The organism is Curtobacterium sp. RIT-PI-V (assembly GCF_025642935.1).
In the GTDB taxonomy this organism is placed as follows: domain Bacteria; phylum Actinomycetota; class Actinomycetes; order Actinomycetales; family Microbacteriaceae; genus Curtobacterium.
In genome coordinates this window covers 156,516-169,365 of the sequence record NZ_JANZKM010000002.1, presented here as the reverse complement: position 1 = coordinate 169,365, position 12,850 = coordinate 156,516, and the positions used below count along the sequence as shown (strand labels likewise).

Genomic DNA, 12,850 nt, shown 5'->3' with positions numbered 1-12,850 from the left:
GGTAGACTTCACGACGGCCGTTCAGGCCACGCAGCACCGCGGATCCGAACGCGAGAAGGAGCACCCACGCATGGACACCGGACTCGTCACGACGCTGATCGTCGTCGGAGTGGTGGTGGTGATCCTGGTCATCATCGGGATCTACCTCTGGGTGACGTACAACTCGCTCGTCACGCTCAAGGTCCGCGTGGACGAGGCCTGGAGCGACATCTCGGTGCAGCTGAAGCGGCGTGCCGACCTGATCCCGACCATCGTCGACACGGTCAAGGGGTACGCCACGCACGAGAAGGCCGTCTTCGACGACGTCACCAAGGCGCGCTCCGAGACCCTGACGGCCGGTGACGCCGGCACGGCCTCCGCGGCCGAGGGGCACATGCAGAAGGCGCTGAAGAGCGTGTTCGCGGTCGCCGAGGGGTACCCGCAGCTGCAGTCGAGCCAGAACTTCCTGCAGCTGCAGACGGAGCTCGTCGACACCGAGGACAAGATCCAGTCCGCCCGGCGCTTCTACAACGGCGGCGTGCGCGAGCTGAACACGAAGATCCGGGTCTTCCCGAACTCCACGTTCGCCAAGCGACGGGGCTTCGCCGAGGCGACGTTCTTCGAGACCGCCGAACCGGCAGCCATCGCCGAGCCGCCGCGCGTCCAGTTCTGACCCCAGCCTCGCAGCTGCCGTGTACAGCGCCATCGCGCGGAACAAGCGCAACACCGTCGTCATCGTCCTGGTCTTCCTGCTGATCATCGGCGCGCTCGGGTTCCTGGGCGGCTACCTTGCCGGGAACGTCTCGATCGGCGTCATCGTGCTCGCGGTCGCCCTGGGCTACGCGGTGCTGCAGTACTTCTTCGCCGCTCGGCAGGCGACCGCCATCGCCGGTGGCATCGAGATCGACCGCACCTCCGAACCACGGCTCTGGCGGACGGTCGAGAACCTCGCGATCTCGACCGGCATGCCGATGCCCCGGGTCTACGTCATCCAGGACCCGTCGCCGAACGCCTTCGCCACCGGGCGCGACCCGGAGCACGCCGTGGTCGCGGCGACGACCGGGCTGCTGCAGATCATGGACGACCAGGAGCTCCAGGGAGTGATGGCCCACGAACTCGGGCACGTCCGCAACTACGACATCCGGGTGTCGACGATGGTGTTCGGGCTGGTGGTCGCCGTCGGCCTGATCGCCGACGTGCTCCTGCGCATCTCGATCTTCAGCGGCCTGTCCGGCGGTCGGAACCGCAACTCGGACAACGGCGGCGGCACGAACCCGGTGCTGCTCATCGCCGGCATCGTGGCCGTCGTCGTGGCGCCGATCGCCGCGGCGGGCGTGCAGGCCGCGGTGTCCCGGCAGCGCGAGTACCTCGCCGACGCCACCGGTGCGATGACGACCCGCCACCCCGAAGGCCTCGCCCGGGCGCTCGAGAAGCTCGGCGCGTACGGCCGACCGATGCAGACGCAGAACTCGTCGATGGCCCACCTGTGGATCGCCGACCCGATGCGCCCCGGTGTGATGGACCGGCTGTTCTCGACGCACCCGCCGCTGCCGGACCGCATCGCACGGTTGCGGGCGAACGCCGACCGTTTCTGACGCCCGGTCAGGCCTCGACGGCGTCGAGTTGCTCCGTGGGTTCCGGGGCATCGGCGTCGTCGACGGCTTCGTGCGGGACCAGCGAGAGGCCGAGCGCCCCGGCGACCGCGGCCGCAGCCGTGCCCCGATCGGTGACCTCGACCTCGTCGAGTCCCTGCCAGGCGGCGGTGCGTCGGAGCGTCTCGGCCAGCCGCTCGGCATCGAGGTGCTCGCCGGGTTCCTGCCACGCGGTCCGGACCCGCAGCACGCCGCGCTGCCGATCGCTCTTCAGGTCGACCCGGCCGACGAGGCGGTCGTCCTGCAGCACGGGCAGCACGTAGTACCCGAACACCCGCTTCGGCGCCGGTGTGTAGATCTCGATCCGGTAGTGGAACCCGTACATCCGCTCCGCCCGCCGGCGGAACCACACGACCGGGTCGAACGGGCTGAGCACTGCGTCGGCGGTCAGCTGTCGGGGCACCCGGGCATCGGGATGGAGCCAGGCCCGCTCACCCCAGCCCTCGACCCGCACGGGCAGGAGCTCGCCGGCAGCGGTGAGCTCCGCGATGGCGCCGGCGGTGTCGTCCGATCGCAGTCGGTAGTAGTCGGCGATGTCCGCCCGGGTGCCGACGCCGAGGGCGCGGGTGGCGTGCCGGACGAGTTCGAGCACTGCGGCAGCGCGCGGTGGGGCCGTCTCGAGGAATCCGGCCGGCAGGACCTGCTCGGGCAGGGCGTACACGCGCTCGAAGCCCGACCGTCCGGCGCTCACGGCCTCGCCCCAACGGAACATCTGCTCGAGCCCGAGTTTCACGTCGCTCCAGCCCCACCACGGTCCCCGGCGCACGTTCGACTCGTGCTCGACCGCGCTGGCCCGCATCGGCCCCTCGGCACGCAGGAGCGCGTGCAGCTCGCGTCGGACCCCGGCGGTGCGGGTGACGCCGTCGATCCGGGTCGGACCGGCGTCGCGCTCCCGCAGGGCGTCCATCCGCCAGCGGAACAGCCGCAGGTCGTCGCGCGGGATGAGAGCGGCCTCGTGCGCCCAGTACTCGGTGTAGGGCCCGGACCGGCCGAGGGTCAGACGGTCGAGCGTGGACCGGTCGTACGCCCCCAGCCGTGCGAAGAGCGGCAGGTAGTGGCTGCGCTCGAACACGTTCACCGAGTCGATCTGCAGCAGCCCGAGTCGGGCGAACGCTGCGTTCACCGCACGCGTCGAGACGTCCGTCGCCGGTGGCCGACCGAACCCCTGCGCGGCGAGGGCGACGCGGCGGGCTTCGGCGGCGGAGAGCGAGGACCTGACCATGCGGCGACGCTACCGAACCCCGCCGACAGCGCGGCGACGGAACGTATGCCGTATCTGGAACGCGACGCCGAGCGCATCGATAGGATCGGCCCATGGCCTGGGGAAAGAAGACACCGCACACGGATCCCGTCGTCGTCGATGACGCGGTGCCGCCCGGCATGCGGATCGCCGGTGCGTGGTCGTGGCGGATCCTCGTCGTGGTCGGCGTCGTCGCCGTGGTCATCTACCTGGTGACGCTCTTCAGCGAGATCCTCATCCCGTTCCTCATCGGCATCGTGGTCGCCGCGCTCCTGGTCCCGCTGTCGAACTGGATGCAGCGCCACCACGTGCCGAAGTGGGTCGCCGTCATCGTCAGTCTCGTCGGGGGGCTCGCCGCCGTCGGGGCGCTCATCTGGCTCGTCGTCGACCAGATCGCCGCCGCCTACCCGTCGCTCCGTGACCGCACGCTGTCGCAGTACGACAACATCCGCGACTTCGTCCTCAGCTCCGGGCTCGGCATCAGCCAGAAGGACCTCAACTCCTACCTCAACCAGGCGACCGACTGGCTGCAGAGCAACTCCGGCTCGATCCTGTCCGGGGTGGCCAGCGCGGGGTCGTCGCTGACGCACATCCTCACGGGCCTGTTCATCGTCATCTTCACGGTGATCTTCCTGCTCATCGACGGCAAGAACGTCTGGCGCTGGACGGTCCGGCTCTTCCCGAAGAACGCCCGCAGCGCGATCGACGGCGCGGGTGTCGCCGGTTGGACGACGTTGACGAGCTTCATCCGGGTGCAGATCTTCGTCGCGTTCGTCGACGCCGTCGGCATCGGCATCGGCGCCGCGATCCTGCAGCTGCCCCTCGTCGTGCCGATCGCCGTGTTCGTCTTCCTCGGGTCGTTCATCCCGGTCGTCGGTGCGATCGTCACCGGGTTCCTGGCGGTCTTCGTCGCCCTGGTGTTCAACGGCTGGGTGGCGGCGGTCTGGATGCTCGTCGTCATCCTCATCGTCCAGCAGGTCGAGGGACACATCCTGCAGCCGCTCGTCATGGGCAGCGCCGTCAAGGTGCACCCGCTCGCCGTCGTCCTCGGGGTCACTGCGGCGTCGGGGCTCGCGGGCATCGCGGGCGCGTTCTTCGCCGTCCCGCTCATCGCCACCGTCAACTCCATGGTCACGACCATCTCGAGCGGCCGGTGGAAGACGATGGACTCCGACCACGTGCGCGAGGCCAAGCAGGACGCGCACGACGAGAACGTCCGGAGCAAGCGCCGGCGCAAGATCCTCAAGTTGCGCAAGCGCCGTGGCGACGTCCCGAAGCCGGGCACCGACGAGCAGCCGACCGCGGTCAAGGGAACGGCAGGCTGACGCTGGACGATCCCTCGTGTCACGGGTTCGCCGCGGACGCCCGGAGCGACGATGATGGGGGAGTGACCGACACCAGCGCCTCCCAGCACACGCTCGCCGCGATCCCCACCCTCGCGGACATCGAGACGGCGCGGGAGACCATCTCGGGCGTCGCGCGCGTCACCCCGATGGAGACCTCGCAGTTCCTGGCCGAACTGCTCGGGTCGCCCGTGCACCTGAAGTGCGAGAACCTGCAGCGCACCGGTGCCTACAAGGTCCGCGGCGCGTACAACCGCCTGTCGACCCTGTCCGAGGAACAGCGCGCCAAGGGCGTCGTCGCGGCCAGCGCCGGCAACCACGCCCAGGGCGTCGCCCTGGCCGCCCGCGAGCTCGGCATCCCGGCGACGATCTTCACCCCGGTCGGCGTCGCGCTGCCGAAGCTGCAGGCCACCCGCCACTACGGCGCCGAGGTCGTCCTGCGGGGCCACTCGGTGGAAGAAGCCCTGAGCGCCGCCAAGGACTTCGCCGCGCACACCGGAGCGGTCTTCATCCCGCCGTTCGACCACCCCGCCGTCATCGCCGGCCAGGGGACCCTCGGCCTCGAGATCATCGACCAGGTACCCGACGTGGACACCGTCGTCGTGCCGATCGGCGGCGGCGGGGTCATCTCCGGCATCGCCCTCGCCGTCAAGGGCATGGCCGAGCGGCTCGGACGACCGATCAAGGTCATCGGGGTGCAGGCCGAGAACGCCGCTGCCTACCCGTCGTCGATCCGCGCCGGCGAGCCCGTCACGATCACGACGACACCGACGATCGCCGACGGCATCGCGGTCGCCCGCCCCGGCGACCTGAACTTCCCGATCATCCGCGACCTGGTCGACGACATCGTCACGGTCTCCGACGACGACACCGCCCGCGCCCTGCTCGTGCTGCTCGAGCGCGCGAAGCTCGTGGTCGAGGCCGCCGGCGCCGTCGGCGTCGCCGCGATCATGTCGGGCGCCGTCCGCGACACCGGGCGCACCGTCGTGCTGCTGAGCGGCGGCAACATCGACCCGCTCATGATGGAGCGCGTGATCACCCGCGGTCTGGTCGCCGCGTCGCGCTACATCGGCATCCGCATCATGCTGCCGGACCGTCCGGGCCAGCTCGCCCGGGTCGCCCAGGTGATCTCGGACGCCGGCGCGAACGTGGTCGAGGTCCTGCACACCCGCCACGGACAGGGCCTGGTCATCAACGAGGTGGCGCTCGACCTGTCGATCGAGGCGCGCGGCCCCGAGCACGCGCAGGAGGTCATCCAGCGCCTGCACGAGGTCGGCTTCCGCCCGGAGCTCCTCGAGCACTAGTCCTGCGACGATCCACGAGTCCTTCGACGCGTGTCCCGTCGCATCCGTGGTGCGCCCCGGCGGGCGGGGCCGTGGACGCGACCGACAGACGGACAGGAGGCCCGTGGCGGTGTCGCCCCGGGCCTCCTGTCCGTCTGTGGTGCTGCCTACGGCTCGTAGCGCTCGATCTTGACGACCTCGACCGCGATCTCCTTGCCGTTCGGCGCCGTGTAGGTGGCCGTGTCGCCGGCCTTGAGGCCGACGATCGCCGCGCCGACGGGGCTGACCGGGCTGTAGACCGTCAGGTCGGAGCCCTCGGCGACGATCTCGCGGCTGCCGACCAGGAACGTCGACTCGTCGCCCGCGATGACCGCGGTGACGACGGTGCCGGGCTCGACCGTGCCGTCGAAGACGGCTTCGCTGACGGTCGCGTGCTTGAGGAGGTTCGTGAGGACGCGGATGCGCGCCTCGATCTTGCCCTGCTCGTCCTTGGCGGCGTGGTAGCCGCCGTTCTCCTTGAGGTCGCCCTCTTCGCGAGCGGCTTCGATGCGGCGCGCGATCTCGGCACGGCCCTCGCCGCTCAGCTCGTCGAGCTCCGCCTGGAGACGGTCGTGCGCCTCCTGGGTCAGCCAGGTGACCTGCGTGTCGTTGCTCATCTTCTGTCCCTTCGACCATGAAAAACGAGACCGGCCGAGTGGTCGGTCTCGAGAGGCGAATCAGGACAGTCTAGGGAATCCAGCAGTCGTGGATCAAGCCGGTGACGCCACGGGTCGTGGTCGTCACCTCGGTGCTGACACTGCGGGTGCGCTGCTCGGACGGGGCGAGGGTGATCTCCTTCCAGCCCACGATCGAGTAGCTCTTGTCGAGGACCTGGACGGCGCACTTCGCCCGGACGCCCGGATCGACGGAGACCTGCGAGTGCACGACCGTGCTGTGCTGGGAGAGGACCTCGTACCCCACGACGTCGTCGGTCAGGCCGCGGTCGGACTGGTCGAGACCCGCCCAGATCACCCAGGCGGCGAAGACCACGACCACGGCGATGGCGGCGGTGATCGCGACGGCCTTGCTGCGGCGCGCGCGGGCCGGGGTGCGGCCGTAGCGGTCGTCGAGGGTGGCGGTGTGGTGCTGTTCGGACAGTTCGGGGCTCCCGGGGTGATTATCCTGATCCCAGGGTAGTTCACGCGTCGCTGTGCACTTCCCGTCCCCGCTCGTCCTCCGCTCGCCCACGCTCACCCACGTGAGGAAGTCCCGTGCCGTACCGCTTGCTGGCCGTCCACGCCCACCCCGACGACGAGTCGAGCAAGGGGGCGGCGACCGCGGCGAAGTACGTGGCCGAAGGGCACGAGGTGTTGGTCGTGTCCTGCACCGGGGGCGAGGCCGGCGACATCCTCAACGACCAGCTCGGCGAGCCCGCGACGAGCCGCGCGCACCGCGACATGGCCGGGTACCGCCGCGGTGAGATGGCCGCCGCGCAGGCAGCGCTCGGCATCGCCCACCTGTGGCTCGGCTACCACGACTCCGGGCTGCCCGACGCCGAGAAGGGCGAGACCGTCCGACCCGGCACGTTCTCGACCGTGCCGCTCGAGTACAGCACCGAGGCGCTCGTCCGGGTGATCCGCCGGTTCCGTCCGCACGTGCTCGTCACCTACGACGAGAACGGCGGCTACCCGCACCCCGACCACATCCGCACGCACGAGGTGTCCGTCGCCGCGTGGAGCGCCGCGGCCGACCCCGCTGCGTACCCCGCGGCCGGCGAACCGTGGTCGATCGCGAAACTCTACTACGAGCGCACGATGAACCCGCGCCGCTTCCGGACGATCTTCGAGGCGCTGCAGGACCGCGACCCGGACAGCCCCGCGATCGAGCAGCTGCGCGAATGGGTCGAGCGGTTCGCCGACCGGCCCGACCTCGCCACCACGCACGTCGACGTGCACGAGTACTTCGACCAGCGCGATGCCGCGCTCCGTGCCCATGCCAGCCAGGTGGCTCCGGACAGTGCGTTCTTCTACTGGCCGAACGACCTCCTGGCCACGGTGTGGCCGACCGAGGACTACCAGCTCGTGGAGGCCCGCGTGCCGACCGAGCTCCCGGAGACCGATCTGTTCGCCGGGATCCCTGCCGACAAGGAACCGACCCCGTGAGCTCCATCGCGGCGGCACTCGCCGCCACCCCCAGTCCCAGCCCCAGCGTCGTGCCGGACGTGAACGTCACCCCCGGTGTCGTCGGGTTCATCGCCATCGCGCTCGTGGCCGTCGCGACGATCGTCCTGGTCGTCGACATGACCCGGCGCATCCGGCGGACGCGCTACCGGTCGGAGATCCGCGAGCGTCTCGAGGCAGAGGCGAACGGCACCGCGGTCGACGGTCCGGCGACGGACGAGTCGGAGCGCCGTGCGGCCGAGGACGGCCGAGCCGACGTCGGGGAGGACACCGAACGCGGTTGACGCGCACCCGCGCGCCGGCCGGATCCGGGCGTACCTGGTCGGATCGGGCGTACCTGGTCGGAAGTTTCGGGTGACTACGCCCGGAACGACCAGGCATCGCAAGCGTTCTGGGAAGGAACGTGCGACGGACGGTCAGCGCACCGGGTCCAGGGCGACGATGAGCACGCCGACCCACTGCGCGCCGAAGGCCACGACCGTCAGGGCGTGGAACACCTCGTGGAAGCCGAACTGGGTGGGCACCGGGTTCGGCCGCTTGAAGCCGTAGACCAGCGCGCCGACGATGTAGGCGACCCCGCCGGACAGGATGAGCACCGTCATCGGGACGCTCGCCGCGAAGAACTGCGGCAGCAGCCCGAGCGCCGCGCACCCGAGCACCAGGTAGATCGGCACGTAGAGCCACCGGGGCGCGTTGATCCACAGCACCCGGAACGCGATGCCGAGGGCGGCGCCGGACCACATCACCCAGAGCACGACCACCATCAGGGTGTGCGGCAGGGCGCAGATCGCGATCGGCGTGTAGGTGCCGGCGATGAGCAGCAGGATGTTCGTGTGGTCGATGCGCTTGAGCACCGCCTTGACGGTCGGCCCCCACGGGAACCGGTGGTACGTCGCGGAGACCCCGAACATGGCCAGCGACGTCGCCATGAACACCGCGCTGCCGACCTTCGCCGCGGTGCTGTCGGCCAGGGCGATGAGGACGATCCCCATCGCGATGGCGAACGGGAACGCACCGAGGTGGATCCAGCCGCGCCAGGCGGGGCGGGTGTCCTCCGTGGTCGTCGCGGCTTCTTCGGTGAACGGGACGTGGGGGAGGGTGGCGGTCTCGTGCTCGTCCTGCATGTGCCGACTGTAAGCCCCGCGCCCGAACGGATGCCACGAGTCCTGGGGGAGCCGCACTCGGGACGCTCCGACCGACGGTGCACTACGCTCGGTGCGTGACCGGCAGGGTGGGATGGGCAGGACGAGGGATCCTCTACCGCGCCTACCAGAGCCGCATCCGCCGCCAGATCGAGGGCAGCGCGAAGCCGAAGCACGTCGCCATGATCGTCGACGGCAACCGTCGGTGGGCGAAGCAGCTCGGGCTCGAGTCCGCCGCGCACGGTCACCGCGCCGGCGCCGCGAAGATCCCCGAGTTCCTGACCTGGTGCGACGAGCTCGGCATCGAGGTCGTGACGCTCTACCTGCTCTCCGCCGACAACCTAACCGGTCGTGCCGGAGCGGAACTCAGTGAGCTCGTCGGGATCATCGGCGACCTGGCCGGGGTGCTCGCGGACACCACGGACTGGCGCGTCCAGCACGTCGGGTCGAACGAGGGCCTGCCCGACTCGCTCGTGTCCGCGCTCGCGCAGGCCGAGGAGCGCACCGCCGGCCGCACCGGACTCCACATCAACCTGGCCGTCGGGTACGGCGGACGCCGCGAGATCGCCGACGCCATGCGCAGCATCGTGGAGTCGCACGGCGCGGGTGGCGGCACGATCGACACCCTGGCCGAGGTCCTGACCCCCGAGCTTATCGGCGACCACCTGTACACGCAGGGCCAGCCCGACCCCGACCTGGTGATCCGGACCTCGGGCGAGCAGCGACTGTCCGACTTCATGCTCTGGCAGAGCGCGCACAGCGAGTTCTACTTCGTCGAGGCGCTCTACCCCGACCTGCGCGAGGTCGACTTCCTGCGCGCCGTCCGCGACTTCGGGCTCCGGTCGCGACGCTTCGGCGGCTGAGGCGGCTGAGGCGGCTGAGGCGGCTGAGGCGGCTGAGCCGGCTGCCCCCGGGACCCGACTGACGCTGACGAGCTGGCTGGCCAGGTCCCGCGTCGCGTCGGCCGCGGCAGCCCCGTCCCAGTAGGCTCTCAGGGTTCGACACTGTGAAAGGTGCACCCCCTGTGAACATCGACGAGTACGCCGCCGGCTTCTCCGAGGACCCCGGCTACCTCGACCACGCTGCGTTCGGCCCCGTGCAGACCGCCGTGCTCGAGGAGCAGCGCGTGCTCGGCACGATCCAGGAGCACATGCGCTTCGGCGCCATGGAGACCCTCGACGAGCAGGACGCCCGCGTCCGAACGGTCGCCGCCCGCTTGGTCGGTCGCCGCGAGGACCAGGTCGTCTCGCAGACCGCGACGACGCCCGGCCTGCTCCACACCGCCTTCGGACTGACCGGCGGCGTGCTGGTGTCGGCCGACGAGTACCCCTCGCTGCCGCTCGCACTGGCGAGCGCCGCCTCGGCGACCGGCGGCCGCGTCCAGCCGGTCGTCATCGAGTCCGGTGCCGGGTGGATGACGCCCTCGCTCATCCAGGAGCGCCTGACCGACGACGTGGCGGCCGTGGCGGTGTCGCTGGTCGACTGGCGCACGGGCTACCTGGCCGACCTCGCCGGCATCCGCGAGGTCATCGGCGACCGCCTGCTGATCCTCGACGCGATCCAGGGCTTCGGCGTCGTCGACGCCCCGTACGAGATCGCGGACGTCGTCGCGACCGGCGGCCAGAAGTGGCTGCACGCCGGCTGGGGCACGGGCTTCACCGCCTTCAGTGACCGTGCCCTGAACCGCCTGCGTCCGGCCCTGTCCGGCCCGCACGGCACCACCGGCTGGCCCGTGGACGTCCCCGCCGTCCGCCCGGGTGCCGCCGGGTACCAGATGACCCGCATCGACCCCATCGCGCAGGCGCGTCTCGCGGTGTCGCTGGACCGGCTGACCGCCGTCGGTGTCGCCGCCGTGCAGGAGCGCGTCACCGAGCGCGTCGAGCGCGTGTTCGCGATCGCGGACGAGTTCGGGCTCGAGGTCGAGTCCAGCCGCGACCCGCGCGAGCGCGCCGGCATCGTCGTGCTGCGGCCGGCCGAGGGGCGCCTGACCGCGCTGTCCGCGGCGCTGCACAACCACGGCGTGACCGCGACGACGCGGCTCGGCGTCGCGCGGGTGTCGGTGTTCGCCTCGACGACGGACGAGACGCTGGACATGTTCCGGGACGCCTGCGTCTCGTACGCCACGCTGCAGTAGCGCGCGCCCGCCGGACGGGAGGCGCGGGGCGGCGCCGCCACGGGCCTCCCCTCCGTCGAGTGGTCACGACCTGTCGGCTCGCGCGGTCGCAGCCGACAGCTGGTGACCACTCGACGCCGTCCCGCGCGACGAGTCGCGACCAGCGGGCAGCCTGGAGGCGCGGTATCAGGCTGCCACGGGCCTCCCGTCCGCCACCCGCGAGCGGTCACGACGCACCGCGCACGTCCGCCGACTGGTCGCCGTCTGTCGGGCGGCACGTCCGCAGCCGACAGCTCGTGACCGGTCGACTGCCGGTGTCACGTTGTTCACGTGACCGTAACGCCGGAAACCGCGTGTCGCTGGCGGGGTGTCGGAGGGCGGACGTACGTTGTCCCCATCGGGCACCGCGCCCGATCGAAGCGGCCACAGTCGGTGCTTCGGGACCCGCTCCACGGCCGCGTTCGAGGACATGGACCGGGCTGCTCGCGGCCCGGGGATGGAGTGGTCGTGACCTCTCAGAACGTCTCTCGCGGAACCCAGCACCAGCACACCGCGGACTCGTCCACATCGGTCGCCCAGCGCACGTACGTGCTCGACACATCGGTGCTCCTCAGCGATCCGCGGGCGTTGTTCCGCTTCGCCGAGCACGCGGTGGTCCTGCCCGTGGTGGTCGTCAGCGAACTCGAGTCGAAGCGCAACGACCCGGAGATCGGGTACTTCGCGCGGCAGGCCCTGCGGCTGCTGGACGAGATGCGCATCGAACACGAACGGCTCGACTTCCCGATCGCGCTCGGTGACGGCGGTTCCTTCCGCGTCGAGCTGAACCACTCCAACCAGTCCGTCCTGCCGTCCGGGCTGCAGCTCGGCGACAACGACTCCCGCATCCTCGCCGTCGCCTCGAACCTGCAGAACGACGGGCTCGACGTGGTGGTCGTGTCGAAGGACCTGCCCCTGCGCGTCAAGGCGTCGTCGATCGGCATGGCGGCCGAGGAGTACCGCGCCGAGCTCGCCGTCGACTCCGGCTACACCGGCATCGCCGACCTGCAGGTGTCCGGCGAGCAGATGGCCGACCTGTACGAGAAGGAAGAGATCCGCTCCGTCCAGCTCGACGGCGTGCCGGTCAACACCGGTGTCGTCATCCACTCCGAGCGCGGTTCGGCCCTCGGTCGCGTGCACACCGCCGGTTCCGTCGCCCTGGTCCGCGGCGACCGTGAGGTCTTCGGGCTCCGCGGCCGGTCCGCCGAGCAGCGGCTCGCGATCGACGCCCTGCTCGACTCCGAGATCGGCATCGTGTCCCTGGGTGGCAGCGCCGGTACGGGCAAGTCCGCGTTGGCCCTGTGCGCCGGGCTCGAAGCGGTCCTCGAACGACAGCAGCACAAGAAGATCATGGTGTTCCGGCCGCTGTACGCCGTGGGTGGCCAGGACCTCGGGTTCCTGCCGGGCGACGCCGGCGAGAAGATGAACCCCTGGGCGCAGGCGGTCTACGACACCCTCGGCTCGGTGGTGTCCGACAACGTCCTCGACGAGGTCGTCGAACGCGGCCTGATCGAGGTCCTGCCGCTCACGCACATCCGCGGTCGGTCCCTGCACGACGCGTTCGTGATCGTGGACGAGGCCCAGTCGCTCGAACGGAACGTGCTGCTCACGATGCTCTCCCGCATCGGGCAGAACTCCCGCGTGGTGCTCACCCACGACGTCGCGCAGCGCGACAACCTCCGGGTCGGACGGCACGACGGCATCGCGAGCGTCATCGAGCGGCTGAAGGGCCACCCGCTGTTCGCCCACGTCACACTGACCCGGTCGGAGCGCTCCGCGATCGCCGCCCTCGTGACGGACCTGCTGGACTCGCCCGACCTGGTCTAGGTCCGTCGGCCGAGACTCGGCCTGAGCGACAGTTCTCGCGCGCACCGGCGCGAGGACTGTCGCTCACCGCGAGACT

The 12,850-nt window shown here is 70.7% G+C and carries 13 protein-coding genes; 9 read left to right on the top strand and 4 right to left on the bottom strand.

What is annotated here, in order from left to right; translation table 11 throughout:
- Positions 1-70: 70 nt before the first annotated feature.
- A complete protein-coding gene (locus OGL88_RS02935; protein WP_111084820.1) occupies positions 71-652 on the top strand; it encodes a LemA family protein in 582 nt (193 codons plus the stop codon).
- Positions 653-671: 19 nt separating this feature from the next.
- Entirely contained in the window at positions 672-1,574 is a 903-nt protein-coding gene (locus tag OGL88_RS02930) for a M48 family metalloprotease (RefSeq protein ID WP_263089478.1), read from the top strand.
- A gap of 7 nt (positions 1,575-1,581) precedes the next feature.
- Here OGL88_RS02930 and OGL88_RS02925 read toward each other — a convergent pair whose 3' ends face one another.
- A complete protein-coding gene (locus OGL88_RS02925; protein ID WP_263089477.1) occupies positions 1,582-2,853 on the bottom strand; it encodes a winged helix-turn-helix domain-containing protein in 1,272 nt (423 codons plus the stop codon).
- Between the two features lie 92 nt (positions 2,854-2,945).
- On the opposite strand from OGL88_RS02925, the gene OGL88_RS02920 reads away from it, so the two are divergent.
- Together OGL88_RS02920 and ilvA are read left to right on the top strand one after the other, a co-directional pair.
- Complete coding sequence (locus tag OGL88_RS02920) at positions 2,946-4,196, top strand: AI-2E family transporter (protein WP_263089476.1); 1,251 nt, start codon at positions 2,946-2,948, stop codon at positions 4,194-4,196.
- Between the two features lie 62 nt (positions 4,197-4,258).
- Positions 4,259-5,518: a threonine ammonia-lyase gene (ilvA, locus tag OGL88_RS02915; protein WP_131845291.1), complete on the top strand. Its 1,260-nt coding sequence runs from the start codon at positions 4,259-4,261 to the stop codon at positions 5,516-5,518.
- Between the two features lie 146 nt (positions 5,519-5,664).
- Here the strand turns inward: ilvA and greA are convergent, their stop codons facing one another.
- Together greA and OGL88_RS02905 are read right to left on the bottom strand one after the other, a co-directional pair.
- Positions 5,665-6,153: a transcription elongation factor GreA gene (gene greA, locus OGL88_RS02910; protein WP_263089475.1), complete on the bottom strand. Its 489-nt coding sequence runs from the start codon at positions 6,151-6,153 to the stop codon at positions 5,665-5,667.
- Positions 6,154-6,223: 70 nt separating this feature from the next.
- Entirely contained in the window at positions 6,224-6,724 is a 501-nt protein-coding gene (locus OGL88_RS02905; protein WP_165918729.1) for a DUF4307 domain-containing protein, read from the bottom strand.
- Between the two features lie 23 nt (positions 6,725-6,747).
- Here OGL88_RS02905 and mca point away from each other — a divergent pair, with 23 nt between their 5' ends.
- Both mca and OGL88_RS02895 read left to right on the top strand, forming a co-directional pair.
- Complete coding sequence (gene mca, locus OGL88_RS02900; protein ID WP_263089474.1) at positions 6,748-7,638, top strand: mycothiol conjugate amidase Mca; 891 nt, start codon at positions 6,748-6,750, stop codon at positions 7,636-7,638.
- The gene (locus tag OGL88_RS02895; RefSeq protein ID WP_263089473.1) at positions 7,635-7,940 is read left to right on the top strand and encodes a hypothetical protein; all 306 of its coding nucleotides are present in this window, start codon (positions 7,635-7,637) and stop codon (positions 7,938-7,940) included. The genes mca and OGL88_RS02895 overlap by 4 nt, the downstream gene beginning before the upstream one ends.
- Positions 7,941-8,072: 132 nt before the next feature.
- Here the strand turns inward: OGL88_RS02895 and trhA are convergent, their stop codons facing one another.
- Complete coding sequence (gene trhA, locus OGL88_RS02890) at positions 8,073-8,780, bottom strand: PAQR family membrane homeostasis protein TrhA (protein ID WP_111084811.1); 708 nt, start codon at positions 8,778-8,780, stop codon at positions 8,073-8,075.
- Between the two features lie 95 nt (positions 8,781-8,875).
- On the opposite strand from trhA, the gene OGL88_RS02885 reads away from it, so the two are divergent.
- From OGL88_RS02885 to OGL88_RS02875, 3 genes are all read left to right on the top strand, one after another.
- Positions 8,876-9,661: an isoprenyl transferase gene (locus OGL88_RS02885; RefSeq protein WP_173170760.1), complete on the top strand. Its 786-nt coding sequence runs from the start codon at positions 8,876-8,878 to the stop codon at positions 9,659-9,661.
- A gap of 161 nt (positions 9,662-9,822) precedes the next feature.
- The gene (locus tag OGL88_RS02880) at positions 9,823-10,932 is read left to right on the top strand and encodes an aminotransferase class V-fold PLP-dependent enzyme (protein WP_263089472.1); all 1,110 of its coding nucleotides are present in this window, start codon (positions 9,823-9,825) and stop codon (positions 10,930-10,932) included.
- Positions 10,933-11,412: 480 nt separating this feature from the next.
- Entirely contained in the window at positions 11,413-12,774 is a 1,362-nt protein-coding gene (locus OGL88_RS02875) for a PhoH family protein (protein WP_181437469.1), read from the top strand.
- The last annotated feature ends 76 nt before the right edge of the window (positions 12,775-12,850 follow it).